Raw genomic sequence first — 24086 nt, 5'->3', positions numbered from 1 at the left:
CGGTTACACCGGCGACGGGTTGCGTTCCTGGAAACCCTGCTGGTGCCAGTACGGATAGGCTGGCGTGACCGCGCTGGCCGCATCGAGCCTGGCGACCTGTTCCTTGGTGAGATCCCAGCCGACGGCACCGAGGTTCTGCGTCAGCTGTTCCTCGTTGCGTGCGCCGATCACTACGGTCGACACCGTCGGACGCTGCAGCAGCCAGTTCAGCGCCACCTGCGGCACCGTCTTGCCTGTCTCCGCGGCGATGTCGTCCAGTGCATCCACCACGCGATAGAGATAGTCGTCGTTGACCTGCGGGCCCATGTCGCCGGTCTTGTGCAGGCGGCTGGTGGCGGGCAGGGGTTGGCCGCGACGGATCTTGCCGGTGAGTCGGCCCCAGCCGAGCGGGCTCCACACCACGGCGCCCACGCCCTGGTCGATGCCCAGCGGCATCAGTTCCCACTCATAGTCGCGACCGATCAGCGAGTAGTAGGTCTGGTTGGCCACGTAACGCGGATAGCCGTAGCGGTCGGCGACGGCGAGCGACTTCATCAGGTGCCAGCCGGAGAAGTTGGACACGCCCACGTAGCGGATCTTGCCCGCGCGCACCAGGTCATCGAGGGTGGACAGCGTTTCTTCCACCGGCGTTCTGGCGTCGAAGCCGTGCAGCTGGAACAGGTCGATGTAGTCGGTGCCCAGGCGCTTGAGCGCGGCATCGCACGACTTCAGCAGATGAAAGCGCGAGGAGCCTACGTCGTTCGGGTCATCGCCAAAGCGGAACGTCGCCTTGGTGGAAATGAGCACGCGGTCGCGGCGCCCCTTGATGGCTTCGCCCAGCACCGATTCGGCCACGCCGTTGGAATAGATGTCCGCGCTGTCGAACATGGTGAGCCCGGCGTCGAGACAGATATCCACCAGCCGCTTGGCTTCGGCGACATCGGTATTGCCCCAGGCGCCGAAGAACTCGCCCTTGCCGCCAAACGTGCCCGTGCCAAAGCTGAGTACGGGCACCTTGAAACCCGATGCGCCCAAATGCCGATATTCCATGGGGAACCTCTTTGCGTAGGTTGGGGGAGAAGGGTATGTTCCTTAGTTCAACGATACGGAACTATGTCGGGCGAGGCAAACGCGAGGGCGGCATGGTCGCGCAGCGCGTGCAAGGACGGTGTGTTTGCGCCGGCCCGGGAATGCCCGGAGCGGCATGCGGGACTTGCCGTTCCCTCAGCTCGTCATTCCGGCGCAGGCCAGAATCCAGAGGCGATATCGCTAGGCTTTCGCGAAGCGCTGATCAACTTCATCACGAAAACCGCGCACCCGTGCACTGGATTCCGGCCTTCGCCGGAATGACGGGCTGGGGCTGAGGTTTTTTGTGGCGGCGCCATATCAAAGATAGGAGGCGGGCGACCCGGTGGGTAGTTGCGTGCGCCATATCGCCAGCCTTCGTTCCAGCTCGCCCCGGTAGTCGAAGTCGGGCTCGGGCCGTTCGTCGATGGTTTCCAGCACCTCGAAGGCAAAGGCGGTTTCGCCATGCATGCGCCAGTCGTCCATCAGGGCCCGGTTGCGATGCGTACCCAGTTTCAGCTCGGTGCGATGGCGGTTGAGGGTTCCCGTAACGTGGTTGCTCTGGTCGATCAGCATCCTGCCCGTGACCAGATTGCGAATGGCAAAGATGCCCATCGGTGGCAGCGCCAGTTTGTAGGCCTGCACGAGTTTCTTGCGCCTGGCGCGATCCATCACGCTTCTCCTGCGGTGGTGTCATCGGCGTCGATGACATCCATCAGTTCGATAATGCGGGTGCGCTCGGGCAGTGGCCACGCGGCGATCTCGCGATGGCATCGCGCGATGTCGTTCGCGAACAGGGCGCGCACGGCTTCTTCGAAGCGCGGGCGATCGCCAGCCAGGTCGCGCATCGCCAGGTAACAGGTTTCCCTGGCGCGTTCGGCGCGGTAGCGGCCATCGGCATCTTTGCGCGCCATGTCCACCATCCGGCGCAACGTGGCATCCACACCTCGCGGCTGTGCCTCAAGCCATTGCCAGTGACGGCGAAGCAGGCGGACGTTTCGTTCGTCGTGTGGTGTTATTCGTGCGTGGGTCATTGCGGCAACTCCGTGAGCGGTAGCAGTCGTGAATCCTCAAGCGCCGCCGTGCGATGCCCGATGCCCGCCAGATAGGCCGGGTGCGTGGCGAAGCCCAGGAACGATTCAACGCTGCGTTGCCTGACCAGCATGGCCATGTCCCAGCGTTCATCGGCAGGGCCGATGAGAAAGGGCCCGCCGCTGCCGAGGAAGTCCACGCTTCCTCCCGATGCGCGCAGGAAGGGCAGCGTGTGCGCGATATAGCGGTGAAAGGCTGCTTCACCGGAGATGGGCGATGGCGGCGACAGTTCGGGCGTTGCCGAGTAGTCGGCGATCTCACGGAAGCGCAGCAGATTGAGCATCACGACGTTGCCGGTCATGCCGCGCATGACAAAGGCGCGACCCGCCGCTTCGGTGGGTTCCAGGCAGGGGGATTTCAGTTCCATGCGGGCAGTTCCTCAGGGCCGGCACGGGCGCCGGTGGGCGCGAAATATACCCGGGTATATTTACGACGGTCAATAAGATCCGGGTAAAACCAAGGGCGCCTGGCGCTGGGTTGTCGCCCGTCACAGCCCGGGCGCTGGTTTTGCGCCGCAGCAAGCATCCCGGCATGGAGGCACGCTACAGTCCGGTGCAGGCCCCGTTGCGGCGCATCCGGATTCCGGATTCGGTCGGCGGGTTTTTTTGGATGGTTGAATTAGATCGATCCAATTGCTACAAATAGACCGCTCCGCGGTCGCCCGGGGAGAAAGTACATGGGACGTTGCTCGTCAGCAGGACAGGGGTGGTACGCAGGTTCGTTGTTGTTGGCGAGCAGCTTGTCGCTAGGCCTGGCGTCATGGGCGCAGGCAGCAGTCCCGAATCAGGGTTTTTCCACGTCCTTCGAGACGGGAGATGCCCAACCGGTATCGGCCAGCCTCCCGGGCTGGCGAATGAGCGTGGTACCCGGCCCCGGCAAGGAGGAATCCCTCACCTCCCGGCCGGGCGTCGGTTTTACCGGCGTCCGTACCCTTCGTTATGACGCCGATGCCGTGAGTGAGCAGCGCGAGCGCCGCGCCACGCTCTATCGGCTGAAGCAGCCGGTCACGGCATCCACGCGTCTCTCCTACGTGGTGCTTCCCGCCGATGCCTCCGGCAAGGCGAGCGGCAATGCGCAGTATGTGGCCGTGGATCTGCTGTTCACCGACGGCACGCGGCTTTCTTCGCTCAAGGCCATGGACCAGCACCGTGTGCTCGCCAGCGCAGCCGCACAGGGCGATTCGCGCGTGCTGCACGACAACCAGTGGAATGCCCTGGATATCGACGTGGGCGCGGTAGCCCATGGCAAGACGGTGGCGGCCATCGAACTGGTCGAGGACGCGCCCAAGGGCGCCGAAGCCTTCCACGGCTATATCGATGACCTGCGTCTTGCCGATGTCGCGCAGGCCAGCGCAGACGCCGCGCCGAACACCTATGTCGACACGCGCCGCGGCAGCAATGCCAACGCGCACTTTTCGCGTGGCAACAACTTTCCGGCGGTCGCGCTGCCGCATGGCTTCAATTTCTGGACGCCGACCACGCAGGCCGGCTCCGACTGGATTTATCAGTACCAGGATCGCAACGGCGCGGATAACCACCCGCGCATCCAGGCGTTTGCGCTGAGCCACGAACCCAGCCCGTGGATGGGTGACCGCCAGACGTTCCAGGTGATGCCGGCCGCCGCGGCCACCGGCGCGCCGTCGCTGGATCGCGATGCGCGCTCGCTGCCATTTACGCACGACCACGAAATCGCGCGTGCCGACCTGTATCAGGTCACCTTCGACAACGGCATCACCACGGCCATGACGCCGACCGACCATGCCGCGATGATGCGCTTTACCTTCAAGGGTGACCGCTCGCAGCTGGTGTTCGACAACCGCAACGACAAGGGCGGCGTCGAGCTGGACGCGGCGCACGGCAGCATCAGTGGCTATTCCGATGTAGCCAGCCACCTTTCGACCGGCGCGACGCGCCTGTTCTTCTATGCCACGTTCGATCGACCCGTTACCGAAAGCGGACGCCTGACAGGGCAGGGGCGTGACAACGTCGCCGCCTGGTTCGGTTTCGATACGCACGCCGACAAGACCGTGACCATGCGCATGGCCACCTCGCTGATCAGCCTGGAACAGGCCAAGCGCAATCTGGCGCAGGAGATCAGCAGCGACGACACCTTCGACAGCGTGCAGAAGCGGGCAGCGCAGCAGTGGAACCAGTTGCTGGGTCGTATCGAGATTCCCGGTGCCAGCGCCCGCGACAAGGTCACGCTGTACTCCAACCTCTATCGCCTGTTCCTGTATCCGAACGAGGCGTACGAGAACGTCGGCACGGCTGAGCATCCCGACTATCGCTATGCCAGCCCGTTCTCGGCGGCAACCGGCGCCAGCACACCCACGCAGACCGGCGCGCGCGTGCTTGCCGGCAAGCCCTACGTGAACAACGGCCTGTGGGACACCTACCGCACCGCCTGGCCGGCGTATGCCTTGCTGACGCCAAAGCAGGCGGGCGAGATGATCGACGGCTTCGTGCAGCAGTACCGCGATGGCGGCTGGATCGCGCGATGGTCTTCACCGGGCTATGCCGACCTGATGGTGGGCACCAGTTCGGATGTTGCGTTTGCCGATGCCTGGAACAAAGGCATCCGCAACTTCGACGTGCGCTCGTTCTACCAGGCGGCCCTGAAGGATGCGACCGTGGTCAGCGATGTGCCGGGTGCCGGGCGCAAGGGCATCGAGCGTTCGGTGTTCCACGGTTACGTCGACAACAGCACCGACGAAGGCCTGTCGTGGTCCATGGCCGGTTACCTCAACGACTTCGGCATCAGCGAGCTGGCGCAGACGCTGGCTGGCGATCATGAAGCGGGCGACCCTTATGCCGCCCACTACGCAGACGACGCCCGGTACTTCCGCAGCCGTTCGCTGGGCTACACCAACCTGTTCAATGCGGACGCGGGCTTCTTCATCGGCCGCAAGCCCGATGGCTCGTGGCGCATCGATGCGGCGCAGTTCGATCCGAAAGCCTGGGGCGGTGACTACACCGAGACCAATGCATGGAACATGAGCTTCGACGGCGTGCATGACGGGCAGGGCTTGGCCAATCTCTACGGCGGCACCGAAGGGCTGGCGAAGAAGCTTGATGCGTTCTTCGGTGCCGGCACGGCATTCAACGTGGGTGCCTACGGCGGCATCATTCACGAAATGCTCGAGGCGCGTGACGTACGCATGGGCCAGTACGGCCACAGCAACCAGCCGTCCCACCACATCCTCTACATGTACGACCTGGCCGGCCAGCCGTGGAAGACGCAGGACAAGGTGCGCGATGCCTTGTCGCGTCTCTACGTGGGCAGTGAAATCGGGCAGGGCTACCCGGGCGACGAAGACAACGGCGAGATGTCCGCGTGGTGGGTATTCAGTGCCGCCGGTTTCTATCCGCTGCGCATGGGTACGCCTACATACGCCATCGGCGCGCCGTACTTTCCGCACATGATCATCCATCTGGAGAACGGCAAGACCATCGACATCCGCGCACCGGAAGTGAGCGATCGCAACCGCTACATCCAGGGCGTGACGCTCAATGGCAAGGCGTACGACCGGAGCTGGCTGGCCCACGCCGATCTCGCCAACGGCGCCGTGCTCGATTTCCGCATGGGCGAGAAGCCGTCCGCATGGGGCAGCGCCGAAGGTGAGGCAAGACTGCCTTCGATCACCACCGGGAATGCCGCGCCCGCACCCTTGCGTGACTTCGCCGATAGCGATGGCGCTCAGGTAAAGGTTCCCGGCGATGCTGCCGCTGGCCGTGCACTTAGCGACAACACCTCCGATACCGAGGCGACCTTGCGTGGTTCCGAGGCGACGGTGCAGCTGGATCTGAAGCAGCCCAAACAGGTGGCCCTGTATACGCTCACCTCGTCGGCACAGGCGGGGCACGATCCCAAGGCGTGGACGTTCGAGGGTTCAAGCGATGGCGTGCACTGGGTGGCGCTCGATACACGGCATGACGAGGCCTTCCCCTGGCGCCGACAGACCCGCGCGTTTGCGGTGGCACACCCGGGAAGCTACGCCCATTACCGGTGGCGTGCAGAAGGTGCCGGTGCTTCGAAGGGTGTCGCGTTGTCCGAGGTGGAGTGGCTGGGGCAGCCGTGATGCGCCGTTTCTGACTGGTCGTTGCGCGATGGCTTTTCCATCGCGTGATGGTCAGGTGACCTGGGGAGCGCATGATCGGCGCTTCATTAACTCAGTGAACATCGAGGCCTTGAAGGATTTTCCTTCAAGGCCTTTTTCGTTCCCGTGCCCGCATTTTTTTTGCCAGAACGCTCTGGTGTTTCGTACGAATTTTCCTGCCTCGACGGTCCTTTCTCGACTTTGCAGTCAATACGGTGGCGCTGGAACGTTTGTACTGACAAAACTTGTCTTCCTTGACGACGAACTTGTCGGATTTTCCCGATATCTCTGGCGGTGTTCAGTTCGTGATCATGTACCAGTCGATGCGGGATGACCTGCACGGCTTGCCGCCTCTCCTGCAAAGGGACTCTGGATCACGAGGCGCGCACACCAAAGTTCCAGCCGATCCCTGGAAGGCAGACACATTCAAGTCAAAGGACTACGTCATGAAGAAGAGCGTTCTTTCCGCGGTTCTCGCCGCGACCTTCGGTCTCGTCGCGCTGGCTCCGCAGCACGCTTCCGCCGCAGATGGCACCATCACCTTCAACGGCACCATTACTGATACCAGTTGCACCATCACCGGTGGTGGTGCTGCCACTGGTACCGGCAACATCACGGTGACTCTGCCGACCGTCAGCACATCCGCATTCCCGTCTGACGGTGCGACCGCCGGCGAGACGGCCTTCTCCCTGATTCTTGGTGGTGGCACGAAGTGCACAGACGGCAAGACGGCTGCTCTGTGGGTGGAGACCGCCTCCACACCGGCACTCGATGCAAGTACCGGTGCTCTCAAGAACATCAATGGATCCGCGACGAATGTGGAAGTACAGATGGTCAATCCGGCGAATAACAAGGCGATCAATCTGGCCGTCAATGCAGCTGTCACGAATGGCGCTACTGTGATTGCCGCCAACAACCAGCCGGCCGCCACCATTGCCGGCAATACGGCCACGCTGAACTACGTTGGCCGCTACCTGGCAAAGGGGGGCACGGTGGGCGCTGGTACGGTCAGTACGGTCATGACGTACTCCATGCAGTACAACTGATCGCCTGCTCAGGCCTTCGGCGGCAGGGCCGGACTATCCGGCCCTGCCTTGTCGTAATCGCCTTTGTGCCCTTAGCCAAGTGAGCAGCAACATGAAAGTCTTTGGCAGTACCCTCTTCGCCGTTGCATTGTCAGTCGCTGGTGCTGGCGCAGTGCATGCCGGCATCACCATCAATGGCACCCGCGTGGTGTATCCCGCCGATCAGCGTGAGGTATCCCTCAGCATGGTCAATGACGGCAAGGAAACCCGTCTTATCCAGGCATGGGTTGACGAGGGTGATGCCAGCACCAGGCCGGATACCAGCAAGGCCCCGTTCCTGATCACGCCGCCAATGGCGCGAGTGGATCCTGGCAAAGGACAGACATTGCGCATCATGTTTACTGGTGCAGAGCTGCCGCAGGATCGCGAGACAGTGTTCTGGCTGAATGTTCTGGAGATTCCTCCCAAACCAAAAGCCGGCTCGGATCACGCGGAAAACTACATGCAGCTTGCCGTGCGTTCGCGCATGAAGCTCTTCTATCGGCCGAAGGGCCTTCAGGGTAGTCCGGATAGTGCTGCCGACCAGGCAAGCTGGCATATCTTGCAGGACGCGAAAGGCTATTTGGTGGAGTGCACCAATAACACGCCGTTCAACGTGTCTTTCAGCGACGTGACCTTCAAAGGCTCGGCGCCGGTGCAGTCGGTAAGCAAGGGCGGCATGTGTCCAGCCATGGGCAAAGCGACCACACCTGTCACCGGTGCCCCGGACGCCAGCAACAAGCTGGTGGTTACGGTGATCAACGACTACGGCGGCTTCAACGAACACGACGTGAGTTACACCCGCTGATTTAGGGCGCGTCAAGGCCGTCCCGACAGGCCTTGTTCGCTGCACATTCATTCAAGTTGCTCACCTGACCAGGCTGCCTTTGGCGCCTGGACGAGCAGCATTTGCCCAAAAAACGCACCGCAGGGAAGAACATGGTCATGCTGAGGCACAATCGTTCGACTTCGCAGGGAAGGGAATGTCCGCACGAGACTTTTCGTCCCCGGCTGCTTGCATGGTCGGTGCTCGGTGCCCTGGGCATGGTTCCGGGGTTTGCATTTGCTGCGGCTGCAGGCATTGAGCCGGCCAGTGCCGCGGCCCTCGAGCCGGCAAGTGCAGAACCCGGCTCTGTGCAGTTCAGCGAGGCGTTTATCGGGACGGGCAAGTCGACCGTCGACGTGTCACGCTTCGAAAACGGCGTCACCGTTCTGCCGGGAAGCTACAACGTCGACATCTATGTCAACGAGGGGCGGATCTCGCGCCAGAACGTCCAGTTCCGCGCCGTCGATGGCCTGAAGAACGCACAGCCATGCTTCCACTATGCCGATCTGGTGACAATGGGGGTTGATGTCGGCAAGCTCGACGCGACCGTCGTCAATCCGCAGAACCCCTGCATTTCCATGAGTGATGTCAGTCCGGAAGCCACCGTAACGATGGACATGGGCGAGCTTCGCCTGGATGTGTCCATTCCGCAGGCGTCCCTGCTCAAGCGAGCGCGCGGCTACGTCAGTCCGGAGTTGTGGGATCAGGGCGAAGCGGCCTTCCTGCTGGGCTACAACTTCAACGCCTACTCCGTCAACCAGAGCTACAGCGGGCCCCGGGCGAGCGGCGGCAATGCGATCAGCACGGACGGTACGCCCGTCCAGGTGCAGAGCGGTACGTACTATACGCAGGGGCCGGGTGGCGTCTACGTGCCGAGCAGTACCGGCAACTACATGCTGAGCAACACGGGTGCCTATGTACCCGTGCAGATCGGTAGCTATTCGCCCGCGAGCAGTACCGGCTACCGCTACAACGACATCAATGCGTATCTGGGTCTCAATCTTGGCCTGAATGTGGCGGGGTGGCGTGTCCGTAGCGTGGAGACGGGGCAATGGGACCAGAAGACCGGTCGCACCACCTGGCACAACTTCAATACTACGGCGACCCACGACATTACGAAGTGGAAAGCCCAGTTCACCGTGGGCGACAGCTATACACAGGGCATCGTGTTCGATACCACGCCATTCCGTGGTGCCACCGTCTACAGCGACGATCGCATGTTGCCCGATTCGCAGCAGGGCTTTGCGCCAGTGGTGCGCGGCGTGGCAAACACGCAGGCCCGCGTGGAGGTTCGGCAGAACGGCAACCTGCTGTACGAGACTACGGTGGCTCCCGGTCCGTTCGTCATCAATGACCTGTATTCGACGGGCTACGGCGGCGACCTCAACGTCACGGTATTCGAGGCAGATGGCTCTACCCATACCTTCTCCGTGCCGTACTCGGCTGTCCCCATGCTGCTGCGCCCGGGCGTCAGTCGCTGGGCCATCACCGACGGCCAGGTGCGTGACACCACGCTACAGAACGGCAAGCCGTACTTCGTGGAAGGTACCTACCAGCGCGGCATCACCAACTGGCTGACGCTGTATGCCGGCGTGCAATCCACCTATCGCGATCTGTACCACTCCTACCTTGGCGGTGCGGCGGTCAACACGCCGGTGGGTGCGTTCGCGCTCGACGTCACCAATTCGCATACCACCTTCAAGGGTGCCGACAACTCGTTGTCGGGGTACAGCGCGCGCCTGTCGTACTCCAAGGCGATTCCAACCTCAGGCACCACGCTTGCGGTGGCCTCGTATCGCTACTCCAACAGCAAGTTCCTGACGTTGAGCGATGCTGTCCAGACGCAGGACCAGCTGACCTCCATGCATAGTGTCGACTGGGCAGCACCCACGGTGCTTCGCTCCAGACAGCGCATCCAGGTGACGCTCAACCAGGATTTCGGCGGCAAGTACGGCCAGCTCTATTTCAACGGCTCGCGCAATACCTACTGGAACGGCATGCCCGATGCCACCACTTACCAGTTGGGCTATAGCAATACCTATCGCCGCGTGAACTACGGCCTGACCGCCAGTCGTACCTACACCTCCAGCCCCGTGTTTCGCGGTGGGCGCTACGACAACCAGTTCGGCCTCAATATCTCCATACCGCTTGGTGGTCCCTCGTCCAAGAACGCGCCCATGCTGTCGGCTGCCCTGCAGCACGATGACACCATGGGCAACAACGATCGTGTGGGTATCAATGGCACGTTCGGTGATCGCAGCCAGTACAACTACAACGCCAACGTCAACTACGCCGATACCGGCAACAGCAATAGCAGCACCACCGCCAGCGGCAACATGGGTTGGCAGGCCGCTTATGGAAACCTCAATGCGGGCTATTCGTACTCCAGCCACTACCAGCAGGGGTCGGTGGGTGCTTCGGGTGGCGTCGTCGTACACGGTGGCGGCGTCACGCTGGCCCCGCAGATCGACCTCAACAGTCCCATTGCCATTATTGAGGCTCCCGATGCCAAGGGCGCCCGCGTTTCCAGCAGCGGGCAAACCAAGATCGACGGTCGAGGCTATGCGGTAGCCACCAGCCTCATGCCTTACCGCATGAACGACGTGACGCTGGATCCCACCAGTACGTCGATGGACGTGGAGCTTCAGACTACGCGTCTTCAGACGGCGCCACGCGCCGGCGCCGTTGTGCCGTTGAAGTTCAATACCGTATCGGGCCGCGCGGCACTGATTCGTGCCACGCAGCCCAACGGGGAGGTGCTTCCGTTCGGTGCGGAGGTGATCGACGCCAACGGCAACAGTGTGGGCACCGTTGGCCAGGGTGGACAGATGTTCGTGCGCGGAGCGGAAGAAGGCGGTGTGCTCACCGTGCACTGGGGAGACTCAGATCACGAGCAGTGCCGGGTCAATTATCAGCTGCCCGCCCGGTCCAAGGGGCAGGTGTCAATTCTCGATGTAACCAATGTGATGTGCCACTGAATAGGCTAGATGCCGAGGAGGCCTCATCGCGAGATTAATTTCTCTAAGCCTTGCCGATCTCCGCAATCCCGCTGTATGTCATCAATTGAGTTTGAAGAACATCAAAGGAAAGGATTGAACTATGAAGGGTGAAGTAGTGGGTCTGTCGTTGTTAGCCTTGACGTTATCCGTTGTGTCATTCCCGACTTCTGCACAGGCGGGTCCCCAAAGCATAGAACTCTCGTGCCAGAGCGCCGTTGGGGGAAATTGCCAGGCGACGTATGACGGGGCGCCATTGGCGTCTACGTGGGAGGGAGTAAACGTAAATATGGATATAGCTGCATCTCGGTTTTCAGCCATGAATTTCTCTTGTGTTACCGCGCCAAACGGTGGATCGTTCATCACTGCTTCTGGTCCCGTAGATCTGACTACCGGCAAGAAGGCGGGGGTGACAGTCCAAGTCTGTCCTTCGATAAGCAGCCCAGTATTTGCGAAGTCGCAGTCGACTGTTGACACAGTCGGGATCCAGAGCATGAAGCTGGAGTGCGACGATGGATGGGGAGGGAATTGCACGGCAACTTATGCTGGGCGTCCCATGAGCGTGAATTGGAAAGGAACAAACATCTACATCGGGAAGCACGACGAATACAATGCGAACTTTGGGTGTCTCCCGTCCACGCCGCCCGGCGGGTCTTTCATCACTGCCGCTGGTCTTGTGGATACCACCACTGGCCAGATGATCAGCGCAACACTAAATGTTTGCCAGCAGCAGAACGGTACGATCTTCGCTAGGTAACAGGGGGGGCTTTACCGATGCCCATTGGTTGGTTATCTACCAGTGCCCGTTAGTCCGCAAAATAGGAGGCCGCACAGGCGGCTTCTTATTTGAGTGTCGATTGATTCATAGTCTACCTTTCGATGTAGAGGATAAGGCTTGTATGGATTCAACTGATTGGTTGCTGGTACATATGGCTGTCCCGTGTGAGGTGTAGTCGGGGCTGTAGAATCTGTCGCCATCTTTTGGCCATGAGCTATCCAAAAGAAGAAGGCCGCCTTATGGCGGCCAGTCAACGTATGCTCAGCTACCTAAGCGGATGTACTTAGGTAATCAGCACAGTCCATGTTCGTGCGCATACGTGTAAAGCTCTGGGTCGTTGCGCAACCCGAGCTTGTTCATGGCGCTGATCTTCTGGTGGCTGATGGTTTTTACGCTGCGCCCACGCTGGACGGCAATTTCGGAAACCGTACGGCCAGAGGCGAACAGGCGCAGGACCTCGGCTTCGCGATCGGTCAGGGCCATGCCTGGTGCCGCGGCATCCCGCCGGGTGGCAGTCTGGAACAGGGCCCGGGCATTTGCGCTAACGTAGATGTCGCCAGCCACGACAGCCCGCAGGGCGGAGGCAAGCTCGCTCATGCCATCGGATTTGATCACGATGCCTGCAATGCCGCGTTCGTGGATGGCGCGAAGCAGGGCGGAATTGGTGAGCATGGTCAATACGATCACCGGAAGCGTGGGCTGCAGTCGCCGGATGGCGTCGAGCATGGCCAGTCCGTCTTCATCGATGTTGCCTGGCATGTTGAAGTCCGTGACCAGAAGGTCGCATGCACCGGTGCGGATGAACGTGATGAGTTCGTCGGCAGTGGAAGCTTCACCAACAACATGGACATCACTCATGCGGCTGATCTCCATGCTGACGCTGGCGCGCACGATGGGGTGATCGTCGGCGAGAAAGGCTCGAATGGACATGGCAGGCGAAAAGGGTGATCTGGAAGTAGATGGCAAGAATAGCCATCCCGATGTCTGCGGCGACGGTCGCCAAGGGCAATTCGGATAAATCTCATGGATGGGTCTCGCATACGACACTTATTCTGATATCTCAGTTCAGAGAAGTCCGGGGCGTTTATGCATCGCAGGCGGCCGGTGGCCAGTGCCAATCTGCAGGATTCCTGGCATCGACCAAGCGTCGGTGTGCGGTCGCGCAAGGTGCGAACCTGGCTGACTGCGCTGGTCGTGTTGTTCTTGCTGGTGTCTGGCGCACGCGCCGCATCGACGGCCGGGGTTGAACTGTCGCCGCAGGAATCCGCGTGGATCGCGGCTCATCCGGTGATACAGGTGGGCGTGTATGCCGGGAATCACTTTCCGCTGGAAGCCTGGGTGGCTGGCGCCCCGGATGGTTTTGGCGTGGACTATGCGAAACGACTGGCCAGCCGGGTGGGGCTGCGCTTGCAGTTTCGTCCCTTTACCGAATGGGATTACGTAGCTTTCGACGACGTGGACAAACCCGTCCCGTTCGACCTGCTGGTGGCCCAGCCGTACGGGCGAAACAGCCGGTTTGAGTACCTAAAGCCTTACGTGGAATCGGGCTTCGTCATGGCGGCGCGCAAGGGCGACCTGCAGATTCTCGACGAGAGCAGCCTGGCGCACGCACGCATAGCTACCGAGCGCTTCGGCAAATATTTCAATCAGCGGATCAAACAGCGGTTTCCCGACGCCACCATGGTGTATGCCGACGACGCGCGGCAGGCGCTGGACATGGTCGCGCAGGGGCAGGCCGATGCGTTCATCGGTACCCCTGGTCGAACCCGCTGGCTGCTGGCCGAACGTGAACGTGACGACCTGAGCATCCTGGCCCGTCTGCCGGACATGGGCACCCTTAAGGCGTCGCTGGCGGTGCCGCGCGACCAGGCCATGCTCGCGGCCATCCTGCGTAAGGCGGAGGCATCGATCAGCGACGACGAACTCTCCGATCTGAAGGCACGCTGGGGCTACAGTGCGGACTTGTCATCACCTATTGCCCATGGGCGTAGCCTCACCGAGGACGATCGTCGCTGGCTTGCCCAACTCGGCACGTTGCGCGTGGGTTATGAGGCAGATCGTTACCCCTACAGTTTCATGGACAAGGATGGCGCGCTCGACGGCCTGTCCAGCGACTATCTTTCGCTGATCAAGAGTGAGCTCGGGCTGCGGCTGGAGTTCGTGCCCGCCCGCGACCTGGATGAACTTCAGCGACGAGTGGCAGCGAAGGAAGTCGACCTGGTGGCTGCCGCCATGCCGGCGGATTACGACCCGTCCAGCATGGCGTTTACCCGCGCCTACGAACGTTTCCCCGAAGTGATCGTGTCACGCCTTGGCGGACCGGCCATCGCCGGCCCGGAAGATCTGCGTGGAAGGAGGGTGGCGGTACGCGAAGAGGCCGGGCTCATCAGCAGCCTGAAGATGTTGCTGCCGCGTACCGACCTGGTGCCGGTGGTCAGCAACGAGGAAGGACTCAAGCGGCTGTCCGATGGTCAAGTCGACGCCTACATCGGTACCTTGCCGGCCATCGATGCGCTTATACGCGACCGTTATGCGGCCTCATTGCATGTGGTGGCGCCAGCAGGGCTGGATCAGGATTTCACCATGGGTATCAGCCGTGACAAGGCACGGCTGGCTGGCCTGATCGACAATGTGATTGGCAACCTGAAGGACAGCCAGCGCCAGGCCATGCGCAGCCATTGGCTGCGCGCCGACTACAACTATGGCGCCCCCTGGGGCTGGGTATTGCTCGGCCTGGCGATCAGTGCCTCCGTGGTCGCCGTCATCGGTTTTGCCTACAAGCGCATGCGCGTCGCCGAAGCCCGCGCGCGCGCGTCGGAGCAGCGGCTGGTCGATACCAACGAGAATCTGCCGGGCGTGGTGATGCGGCTGCATATCGATGCGTCCGAACGATATACGTGCGAGTACGTCAGCGGCCCGACACGCGCGCTGTTCGGCATGTCGCACGCGGACATCCTGTCCGGCGCGGCCAGTCCGCTGGACACTGCACAGCAGCAAGACCGGGACGCAGTGCGGGCCATGGTGGTGCGTGCATCGCGCTCGCACCATGCAGAGGTTGTCGAGTTTCGCGTGGTCGTGGATGGTGTCACTCGCTGGATCCGCACCCTGGGTGGCGAGCTCAAGCCCACCGGTGGCGGGGGCTATTTCTGGAGCGTCTATTGCGCGGACGTCACCCTGCTGAAGGAGCAGGAGCGGGCGCTGGTGGAGGCCAAGGCCACGGCCGAAGCCGCCGTGGCCGCCAAGAGCGCCTTCCTGGCCATGATGAGCCACGAAATTCGCACGCCCATGGCCGGCGTGCTTGGCCTGATCGAGCTGCTGTCGAAAACGCCCCTCAACCCCGAGCAGTCGCACATGGTTGGGATGGTGCAGGATTCGGCCCTGGCTTTGCTGCAGATCCTCGATGACATCCTGGATTTCTCGCGCATCGAGGCAGAGAAGCTCGAGCTGGAGCCACGGCCGTTCGACCTGCGCAAGCTGGCCGATGGCGCCATGGGTACCTTTATAGCCCGCGCCCAGCAGAAGGACATACACATCTACCTGGTGCTGGACTGGCGCCTGGCGTCCGAATACCGGGGCGATGCCAATCGCATACGACAGATCATCAACAACCTGCTGAGCAATGCACTGAAGTTCACCTCGGTGGGCCATGTGGAGCTTCGCGTGGACGTGGTGGGTACGGTGGACGGCGGTCAGCGGCTGCGCTTTGGCGTGACGGATACGGGCATCGGTATTTCGACCGACCAGCTCAATCGCCTGTTCCAGCCCTTTACGCAGGCTGAAGCATCCACCACACGCCGCTTCGGCGGTACCGGGCTGGGGCTGAGCATCTGCCGCCGGCTTGCGCACATGATGGGCGGCGACGTCCGCCTCAGCAGCGAGGCCGGTGGTGGCACGCAAGCGGTTTTCGAGGTGACCTTGCCGGTGCTGCAGAACGCAACAGCCATTCCCGATCTTGCCGGCAAGCGCGCCCTGGTGTGTACGCGTGACGGCATGCTGGAGCGCGAGCTGGCCAATACGCTTTCTGCCATGGGGATGGGCACCATGGAGGTCGATCCCGAGGATGTGGCGGAGTTCACGGGGGTTGATGCGGATATCTATATCGCCGATGCACTCCTGATCGAGCAGGGCGTGGCCGTGCCGGGGGTGCCGGCCATCCATGTGCTGCCGGAAACCGATCCCCGAGGTTTCTATGTCGAGGATGGCAAAGTCATGTTGTGTGGCAGCCCGCTGCTCTGGCGTTCGAGCGTGGACGCCTGTCGCCTGGTACTCGGCCTGCAGCCGCAACGTCCGGCGAAGCCGGTGGCGTCACCGGACAGCGCACGCCATGTGCGCGTGCTGGTGGCAGAGGATCACCCCATCAACCGGGTGGTGATCGAGCGGCAGCTGGATCTGCTCGGTTATGACCATACGGTGGTCGAGGATGGACAGCAGGCATGGGAGGCACTGGCGGCCGGCCATTACGACGTGCTCATCACCGACTGCCACATGCCGGTATTGGATGGCTACGCGTTGACCCAGCGCATTCGCGAATCGGAAGTGGCCACCCAAGCGCACCTGCCCATCATTGCGCTGTCGGCCAGCGCCTTGCCTGAGCAGGTGGAGAAATGCCGCAAGGCCGGCATGGACGACTTCCTGGCCAAGCCCGTGCAGCTGGACGAGCTGCGCCAGAAGATCTCGGGACTACAGGCCGGTGAAGATGCCGGCGGGCCGTCGTCAGGTCAGGATCAGCTGGCCTATCTGGCGGGTGTGATCGGTTCCGAGGCCCAGCTGAAGGGCCTGCTTGAGGGGCTGCTGGATGCCGGGCACGCCGATATCACGCGGCTGGATGCAGCCATCGCCACCGGCGACGTCGAGACGCAGCGTGAACTCATTCATCGACTGGTGGGCTCACTGCGTTTGATCGATCCGAAAACGCTGGAATCCAGCGAGCATGAAACCCTGTCCCAGCGCAGGGATGCCATCGTTGACCAGCTGGTTCAGATTCGCGCCCTCGTCGAGCAGCTGGAGGCGCGTTTCTGAGTTCCGGCGGCAGTGTCCGTGCCTTCTTACCGCCCTCCGAAGATTCATTGCACGCGTGATTCACGCCTGACAGCGACTAATGGGCCGAAGGAACGACATCGTTCGTGTCGCGAGGCTGGATCATGAAGCGTTGGATGATCATGGGTTGGGTATGGCTGGCCATGGGTCAGGCCATGGCGTTCCAGGCGGCGCCGTCGTCGGCGCCTCCGCATCAGGCGGCATCGCAGGTCCACAGCTCGGAGGACGCACGGCTGCAGGCAGCGGTGCGTCAGGCCATCGCCAATGATGCGTCCCTGTCCGATGCCGCGCACCACGTGGTTGTCATCGTGGCGGAGGGCGCCGTGGTCTTGCGCGGGCCCGTCAAGAGCGATGCGGAGAAATCGAAGATCGATGCCCTTGTCCGCAAGATGGCCGGCGTCAAGGAAGTCACCAACGAGATCGATGTGAAGCAATAAGTTGCGTTGCTTCGCCGTGCCGTGCCCTGCTATCCGGTGCCGCCGGGCCGGTCATTGACGGTTCCTTGCACCCTCCGGTGCAACGCTTGCGCATTCCATGCGGCGGGCGGCGGTGATGAGCAGACGATTCGATGCAGTTGTTGTCGGTGCCGGGCAGGCTGGGCCGTCGCTGGCACAGCGGCTGAGTGCGGCGGGCCGCAGCGTGGCGCTGGTCGAGCGCAAGCTGATGGGAGGCACCTGCGTCAACACCGGTTGCATTCCGACCAAGTCGATGGTGGCCAGCGCGTACGTGGCGCACATGGCTCGGCGTTCCGGCGACTACGGCGTATCGACCGGCGGTGAGGTGGCCGTCGACATGGAAGGTGTATGGAAGCGCACCCGGGGTATTTCCGAACGGTCGCGCACCAATGTAGAGAGCTGGGTGGCAGGCATGCCGAATGTCACCCTGATTCGAGGGCATGCCCGGTTCGAGTCGGCCCACGCCTTGCGCATCGGCGATGACGTCATCGAGGCCGGTCAGATCTTCCTGAACGTGGGTGCGCGCGCCTCCACGCCGGCGTTTCCGGGCATCGATAGCGTGCCTTACCTCACCAATGTCGGCGTGATGGATCTGAAAACCCTGCCACGCCATCTGATCATCGTGGGAGGCAGCTACATTGGGCTGGAATTCGGCCAGATGTTCCGGCGGTTCGGTGCCGAGGTCACCATCGTGGAGCGCAGCGATCGCCTGCTGCCGCGCGAAGACGAGGATGTTTCCGCGGCCATTGTCGAGATACTCGAGCGCGAAGGCATCGCACTCCATCTGGGGGCTGAGTGCATCGAGCTGCAGGGCAAGGCCGGCGATGTCGGCGTGATCGCCCGGTGCGCCGATCCGCGCATGGAGATCCGCGGTACCGACCTGCTGCTGGCCGTCGGTCGTCGCCCCAATACGGACGATCTTGGCCTGGACAAGGCGGGTGTCGAGACCGATGAGCACGGTTACATCGTGGTGGACGACCAATGCCGCGCCAGCATCGAAGGCATCTGGGCCATGGGCGATTGCAATGGCAGGGGAGGGTTCACCCATACCTCGTACAACGACTACGAGATCGTTGCCGCCAACGTACTGGATGGTGAGCCGCGCAAGATTGCCGACCGCATTCCGGCGTATGCCCTGTATATCGACCCGCCGCTGGGGCGCATCGGCCTGACCGAGCATGAGGCGTTACAGCGTGGCTACGACGTGCAGGTGGGCGTGCGGCCCATGGCGCGCGTCGGCCGGGCCATTGAGCGTGGCGAGACGCAGGGGTTCATGAAGGTGGTGGTGGACGCGCAGAGCGAGCGCCTGCTCGGTGCCGCCATCCTTGGTGCGAGCGGCGACGAGGCCATCCATTGCCTGTTGGACGTGATGTACGCCGATGCCCCTTACCGCACGGTGGCCCATGCGGTGCATATCCATCCGACGGTCAGCGAGCTGCTTCCGACGACCCTTCAGGATCTTCATCGTGTGTCAGCCCGGGCAAGCTGAGTCACCCGGGCGACGTCGCCGTGTTCCTTTGGGTGCTTAATCCAGCGGCCTTACCCAGATATTGCGAAAGCTGATCGGTGGCGACTTGTCGCCATGGGCCTGCAGCTTGATGGCAGCCTCGGCATAGGCCTTGTACTTGGGCTTGCCGATGTAGAGTGTTTCGCCGGCGAGCTGGGTGTGGTTCTGCATGAGCACCCCGTTGTGGAACAGGGTGACGTAGGCCGGTGTCTTGAGCGACCCGTCCGCGGCAAAGGTCGGCGCCGTCCACACGATGTCGTAGCTCTGCCATTCGCCGGGCGGGCGCATGGCATTGGCGAGAGGCGGCGTCTGCTTGTAGATGCTCGCTGCCTGCCCGTTGACGTAAGTCTTGTTCTGGTACGAGTCGAGAATCTGCACCTCATAGCCTTCATCGCCCGGCCCGGTGGAGGCAAGGAATACGCCGCTGTTGCCGCGAGCCTGGCCTTCGCCCTGGACGTCCTTGGGTACGCGCCATTCCAGATGCAGCTGATAGTTCTTGAAATGCTGCCGGGTCTGGATGTTGCCGCCGGACTTGTCGACCGTGACGATGCCGTCATGCACCTTCCAGCTTGCCGGCGACTGGTCTTTCACCGTTTCCCACTTGCTGAGGTCGTGCCCGTCGAACAGCACGATGGCATCGGAGGGCGGGGCACTGTCCTGCTGGCCCGGCGTAACGATCTTCGGCACGGGCTCCCATTGCTCGGTGGCCTTGGGGTCGGTGGGCTCGGCAGTGTTCGTGGCGGTGCTGCTCTGCGCCCATGCGGCGGGCACGGCGGTGGCCAGGGCAAGCAGGGCAAAGGTTTTGAGCGATTGTTTCATGGGTAATCCCGAGTGGGTTCAGACCGTGCAGATCCGGATGGCTTCGGCGAACGAGGCGAACGGGTCCGGTTGCGCGGGCATGAACTCGTGCGCGATGAACCCCTGGTAATTCAGGTCGGCAATGGCTTTGGCAATGGCGTGATAGTTCAGCTCCTGCGTGCCGTCGATCTCGTGACGACCGGGAACACCGCCGGTGTGGAAGTGACCGATCCACGCGATGTTGTCGCGGATGGTGCGGATCACGTCACCTTCCATGATCTGCATGTGATAGATGTCGTAGAGCAGCTTCACGTTGGGCGAGTTGATGCCCTTCATCACGGCCACGCCGAAGGCCGTGCTGTCGCCTTGGTAGCCGTGGTGATCGACCTTGCTGTTCAGCAGTTCCACGTGGAGTGTGATGCCGTTCTCCGCGGCATAGGGAGCAATCTTCGACAGACCGGCCACGCAGTTGTCGAGTGCCTGGTGGTCGTCGATGCCCGGACGACGGTTGCCGAACATGGTGATCAGGTTCTTCACGCCCGCCTTCTTGGCCAGCGGAATGGTTTCCTCGATCTCCTTGATGAGCAGGGCGTGGTTGGCCGGGTCATTGAAGCCGGTGGCGATGAAATCCTTGCGTCGCGACGGATAGCCCATGGATACCGCCAGGCCGCTGTCGAGCACAGTGGACCATTCGTCGGTGAACAACAGGTCCACGCCGGCGAAGCCGAGCGGCTTGAGGCGCTTGCACAGCGCGGGCAGCGGCTCGTCGGAGGTCCACCGGCTCAACGACTGCTTGAGGCGTCCGGCCGGGAGCTTTGCCTGCGCGGGCGTGGCCGGCGACGCATGAGCAGAAGGCAGCATCGCGGTCGCGCCAAAGGCGGCCGCAGCCGCCATACGGCCCAGCGCTTCGCGGCGGGTGATGCCGCCGGAGGTATCAGTCATGGCGTGGTCTCGTCTGGGCCATCGGTTGGATTTGCGAAAGGTTCTGGCGTGAAGCGAAACGCATGGATCAGTCCAGCCCCAGGATCTGGCGATTGAAGGCCTGGTCGGCACCCGTGGCCACGAAATCGTCAAAGGCATGATCCGTCACCTTGATGATGTGGTCGCGGATGAACACTGCGCCTTCCTTCGCGCCTTGCTCGGGATCCTTCAGGCAGCACTCCCATTCCAGTACGGCCCAGCCCGGGTAGTCGTACTGCGCAAACTTGCTGAATACCGCGCGGAAATCGATCTGCCCGTCGCCCAGTGAACGGAAACGGCCGGGGCGATCGATCCAGTTCTGGTAGCCGCCATAGACGCCCGCGCGTCCGTTGGGACGGAACTCGGCGTCCTTCACGTGGAAGGCCCGGATGCGTTCGTGATACAGGTCGATAAAGGCCAGATAGTCCATCTGCTGCAGGACCATGTGGCTGGGGTCGTACAGGATGTTGGCGCGCGGATGGTGATCGACCGCATCGAGGAAGCGCTCGAAGGTGGCGCCGTCATGCAGGTCTTCGCCCGGATGCAGTTCAAAGCAGACGTCCACGCCTGCATCGTCGAAGGCGTCCAGGATCGGTCGCCAGCGACGGCCCAGTTCCGCAAAGGCCTCTTCGACCAGGCCGGCCGGACGCTGCGGCCAGGGATAGAACAGGTGCCACGCCAGCGCGCCCGAAAACGTGGCATGCGCCGACAGGCCCAGGTTCTGGCTGGCCTTGGCGGCCAGCTTGAGCTGATCCACGGCCCAGGCCTGACGCTCGGCGGTATGGCCGCGCAATGCCGGCGGAGCGAAGCCGTCGTACAGCCGGTCATAGGCCGGATGCGACGCCACCAGCTGGCCTTGCAGGTGCGTGGACAGCTCGGTGATGGCGATGCCGTGCCCGGCCAGCATGCCGGCCATGTCGTCGCAGTAGGTCTTGCTCGCCGCCGCCTTTTCCAGATCGAACAACCGATGATCGTTCGAGGGAATCTGCACGCCGACAAAGCCAAGCGATGCCGCCCAGCGCGCGATATCCGGCAAGGTATTGAATGGCGCTTCGTTGCCCGCGTACTGCGCGAGGAAAATGCCCGGGCCCTTGAGTGTCTTCATGCCTGCGTGCCTGTTCGTTCGAGTGGAGCCATGGGTCAGAGCGTCAGCACCGTTTCAACCGCCCAGGCTTTGCCGTTGCCTGCCTGGGAAAGCGGAATGTCGGCGTGGTACGCGCCCGGTACCGCGGCGTACTGCAGCACCTCGGTGCAGCCCGGCTGGGACAGGAAGAAGCCCATCATGGCCAGCTTCTTGGTCATCAGCACGAAGTCGGCTGCTGGTGCAGGGTTCTTGCCTTTCTTTCCGGCAATGGCCTCGCCGTGCAGCTTGGTCACCAGTGCCTTGCGCTGCGCCGCATCCAGTTGCAGGAACGGCTTGCCGCCGGCCCGGTCGAACGAGGCGAGCGCGGCCTGATAGCGCTCCTGCTCGGCCGGGGTGTAGACGGCCTTGAACATCTGATCGATGAACGACGGCACGCCGGCATCCACCGCGCCCGGCGTACTGCTGCGCGGCAGGATGATGTCGACCACGGCGGTGATCAGGTCGACCTGCGGGCGGGTGAAGAACTGCGGGGTGAAGCCGGGCGCCTGCGAGGCCGCATGGGCGTCGAACGCGGCCAGCAGCGACGGTGCGGCCACGGCACCCATGGCCAGTGCGGAAACGCATTTCAACCATTCACGACGGTTCATGGCGATATCCTCAGATGTTGCCGCGCTTGAGCTCGTCCACGGCGTACTTGGCCGCGCGAGCCGTCATGGCCATGTAGGTGAGCGAGGGGTTCTGGCAGGCGGACGAGGCCATGAACGAGCCGTCCGTGATGAACACGTTGTTGCAGGCGTGCATCTGGTTCCAGCCGTTGAGCACCGACGTCTTCGGGTCGCGGCCCATGCGCGCCGTGCCCATCTCGTGGATGGCGGCACCGACATTGGCCGGGGTGATGTAGGAGCGCACATCGCGATAACCGGCGGCGGTCATCATCTCCATGGCGTCGTCGAGGATGTCCTTCTTCATCCGGTTCTCGTTGTCGCCATGGGCCACGTTGAAGTTGAGCACGGGCAGGCCGTACTTGTCCTTGTGGTTGTGATCGAGCGTCACGTAGTTGGAGTGCGAGGGCAGCATCTCGCCAAAGCCCGACATGCCCAGGCGCCACGGGCCCGGTTCTTCCGCGGCGCGCTTGAGGTCATCGCCCAGCAGCGGTTCGTCGACCAGGCGCGACCAGTTCTGGCGGCTCGCGCTGCCCTGATAGCCGAAGCCGCGCAGGTAGGAGCGCTTGTCCGAGCCCACGTTGCGGTAGCGCGGAATATAGAAGCCGTTCGGGCGACGCCCGCTGTAGTAGCGATCCTCATGGCCTTCGACCGAGGCGGATACGCCGATGCCGAACAGGTGGTCCATCACGTTGTGGCCCAGCTCGCCGCTGTCGTTGCCGAACCCGTTGGGGAAGCGGCTGGACGTGGAATTGAGCAGGATGTGCGTGGTGCCGAAGGTGGAGGCACAGAGGAAGATCACCTTGGCGAAGTATTCCGTCTGCTTGCCCGTCTCGGCATCGAGCACGCGCACGCCGGTGGCCTTGCCCTTGGCGTTGTCGTAGATCATCTCGTAGACAATCGAATTCGGCACGATGGTCATGTTGCCGGTGCGCTCGGCCGAGGGCAGGGTGGAGGAGTTGCTGCTGAAGTAGGCACCGAACGGACAGCCGCGCATGCACAGGTTGCGGTACTGGCAGGTGGCGCGCTGCGGGCTCTTGTCATGCTTGAGCGGCCCGGAAAGATTGGCCGTGCGGCCAATGATCAGCTTGCGGCTGAACTTGTCGGACAGCCGGCCGGCAAATTCCTTCTCGACGCAGTTCAGTTCCATCGGCGGCAGGAAGTCACCGTCGGGAAGCTGCGCGAGGTGCTCCACCGAGCCGCTGACGCCAATGAAGTGTTCGACGTAGTCGTACCAGGGTGCCAGGTCGGCATAGCGGATGGGCCAGTCCACGCCCACGCCTTCCTTGCCGTTCGCTTCCAGGTCCAGGTCGCTGAGGCGATAGCTCTGGCGTCCCCACATCAGCGAGCGGCCGCCCACGTGATAACCGCGGAACCAGTCGAACGGCTTGGTTTCCTCGTAGGGGTTGTCCAGGTCGTCCACGAACCAGTGCTTGGTGGACTGCGTGATGCCGTAGAACGACGGACGCGTGTGCTTGGGCCAGCGACGGATGTCTTCCTGGGTGGGCTGGTCCGCGTAGGGGAGCTCCCAGGGTGCCTTCATCGCCGTGGGGTAGTCGCCGTGCTTGACCATGGGGCCACGGTCAAGCACGAGGGTCTTGAGACCCTTTTCGGTGAGTTCCTTGGCGGCCCAGCCGCCACTGACGCCGGTGCCGACGACAATGGCGTCATACGTGTTCTTGTCCAT

At 62.5% G+C, this 24086-nt stretch carries 17 protein-coding genes; 7 read left to right on the top strand and 10 right to left on the bottom strand.

The window, feature by feature from the left end; translation table 11 throughout:
* Positions 1 to 3 precede the first annotated feature (3 nt).
* From H8F01_RS21000 to H8F01_RS20985, 4 genes are all read right to left on the bottom strand, one after another.
* Positions 4 to 1029: an aldo/keto reductase gene (locus H8F01_RS21000; RefSeq protein ID WP_187056941.1), complete on the bottom strand. Its 1026-nt coding sequence runs from the start codon at positions 1027 to 1029 to the stop codon at positions 4 to 6.
* Positions 1030 to 1365: 336 nt separating this feature from the next.
* Positions 1366 to 1716, bottom strand: coding sequence for a GIY-YIG nuclease family protein (locus tag H8F01_RS20995; protein WP_187056940.1), 351 nt, complete (start codon positions 1714 to 1716; stop codon positions 1366 to 1368).
* A complete protein-coding gene (locus H8F01_RS20990; RefSeq protein WP_187056939.1) occupies positions 1716 to 2078 on the bottom strand; it encodes a DUF2239 family protein in 363 nt (120 codons plus the stop codon). Before H8F01_RS20990 ends, H8F01_RS20995 begins: the two co-directional genes overlap by 1 nt.
* A complete protein-coding gene (locus H8F01_RS20985; RefSeq protein WP_187056938.1) occupies positions 2075 to 2503 on the bottom strand; it encodes a DUF1330 domain-containing protein in 429 nt (142 codons plus the stop codon). Before H8F01_RS20985 ends, H8F01_RS20990 begins: the two co-directional genes overlap by 4 nt.
* A 486-nt stretch (positions 2504 to 2989) precedes the next feature.
* Between H8F01_RS20985 and H8F01_RS20980 the strand changes: the two genes are divergently transcribed.
* The 4 genes from H8F01_RS20980 (at position 2990) to H8F01_RS20965 (ending at position 11100) form a co-directional block, all read left to right on the top strand.
* Entirely contained in the window at positions 2990 to 6214 is a 3225-nt protein-coding gene (locus tag H8F01_RS20980) for a GH92 family glycosyl hydrolase (RefSeq protein ID WP_187056937.1), read from the top strand.
* A gap of 464 nt (positions 6215 to 6678) precedes the next feature.
* Positions 6679 to 7278, top strand: coding sequence for a fimbrial protein (locus tag H8F01_RS20975; RefSeq protein ID WP_187056936.1), 600 nt, complete (start codon positions 6679 to 6681; stop codon positions 7276 to 7278).
* Positions 7279 to 7369: 91 nt separating this feature from the next.
* Complete coding sequence (locus tag H8F01_RS20970) at positions 7370 to 8104, top strand: fimbrial biogenesis chaperone (protein ID WP_187056935.1); 735 nt, start codon at positions 7370 to 7372, stop codon at positions 8102 to 8104.
* 131 nt (positions 8105 to 8235) lie between these two features.
* Positions 8236 to 11100, top strand: coding sequence for a fimbria/pilus outer membrane usher protein (locus tag H8F01_RS20965; RefSeq protein WP_338017290.1), 2865 nt, complete (start codon positions 8236 to 8238; stop codon positions 11098 to 11100).
* A gap of 1087 nt (positions 11101 to 12187) precedes the next feature.
* Here the strand turns inward: H8F01_RS20965 and H8F01_RS20960 are convergent.
* Positions 12188 to 12826: a response regulator gene (locus tag H8F01_RS20960; protein ID WP_187056933.1), complete on the bottom strand. Its 639-nt coding sequence runs from the start codon at positions 12824 to 12826 to the stop codon at positions 12188 to 12190.
* Between the two features lie 237 nt (positions 12827 to 13063).
* On the opposite strand from H8F01_RS20960, the gene H8F01_RS20955 reads away from it, so the two are divergent.
* The 3 genes from H8F01_RS20955 (at position 13064) to H8F01_RS20945 (ending at position 18877) form a co-directional block, all read left to right on the top strand.
* Positions 13064 to 16915: an ATP-binding protein gene (locus tag H8F01_RS20955; RefSeq protein ID WP_187056932.1), complete on the top strand. Its 3852-nt coding sequence runs from the start codon at positions 13064 to 13066 to the stop codon at positions 16913 to 16915.
* A gap of 122 nt (positions 16916 to 17037) precedes the next feature.
* Positions 17038 to 17370, top strand: a complete 333-nt coding sequence (locus H8F01_RS20950) for a BON domain-containing protein (protein ID WP_187056931.1) — start codon at positions 17038 to 17040, stop codon at positions 17368 to 17370.
* A 115-nt stretch (positions 17371 to 17485) separates the two neighbouring features.
* Positions 17486 to 18877 (top strand): FAD-containing oxidoreductase, encoded by a 1392-nt coding sequence (locus H8F01_RS20945; protein WP_187056930.1) that lies wholly within the window; start codon positions 17486 to 17488, stop codon positions 18875 to 18877.
* 36 nt (positions 18878 to 18913) lie between these two features.
* On the opposite strand, the gene H8F01_RS20940 is transcribed toward H8F01_RS20945, so the two are convergent.
* From H8F01_RS20940 to H8F01_RS20920, 5 genes are all read right to left on the bottom strand, one after another.
* On the bottom strand, positions 18914 to 19714 hold the full coding sequence (locus H8F01_RS20940; protein WP_187056929.1) for a 3-keto-disaccharide hydrolase: 801 nt from the start codon (positions 19712 to 19714) through the stop codon (positions 18914 to 18916).
* Between the two features lie 18 nt (positions 19715 to 19732).
* Positions 19733 to 20635: a hydroxypyruvate isomerase family protein gene (locus H8F01_RS20935; protein ID WP_187056928.1), complete on the bottom strand. Its 903-nt coding sequence runs from the start codon at positions 20633 to 20635 to the stop codon at positions 19733 to 19735.
* A 67-nt stretch (positions 20636 to 20702) separates the two neighbouring features.
* Positions 20703 to 21758: a sugar phosphate isomerase/epimerase family protein gene (locus tag H8F01_RS20930; RefSeq protein ID WP_187056927.1), complete on the bottom strand. Its 1056-nt coding sequence runs from the start codon at positions 21756 to 21758 to the stop codon at positions 20703 to 20705.
* A 35-nt stretch (positions 21759 to 21793) separates the two neighbouring features.
* Entirely contained in the window at positions 21794 to 22384 is a 591-nt protein-coding gene (locus tag H8F01_RS20925) for a gluconate 2-dehydrogenase subunit 3 family protein (RefSeq protein WP_187056926.1), read from the bottom strand.
* Positions 22385 to 22394: 10 nt separating this feature from the next.
* Complete coding sequence (locus tag H8F01_RS20920; RefSeq protein ID WP_187056925.1) at positions 22395 to 24086, bottom strand: GMC oxidoreductase; 1692 nt, start codon at positions 24084 to 24086, stop codon at positions 22395 to 22397.

The sequence above is a fragment of the Dyella telluris genome, from assembly GCF_014297575.1.
Lineage (GTDB): Bacteria > Pseudomonadota > Gammaproteobacteria > Xanthomonadales > Rhodanobacteraceae > Dyella > Dyella telluris.
The sequence above is the reverse complement of the archived record's forward strand: the minus strand, read 5'-3'. Positions and strand labels throughout refer to the sequence as shown.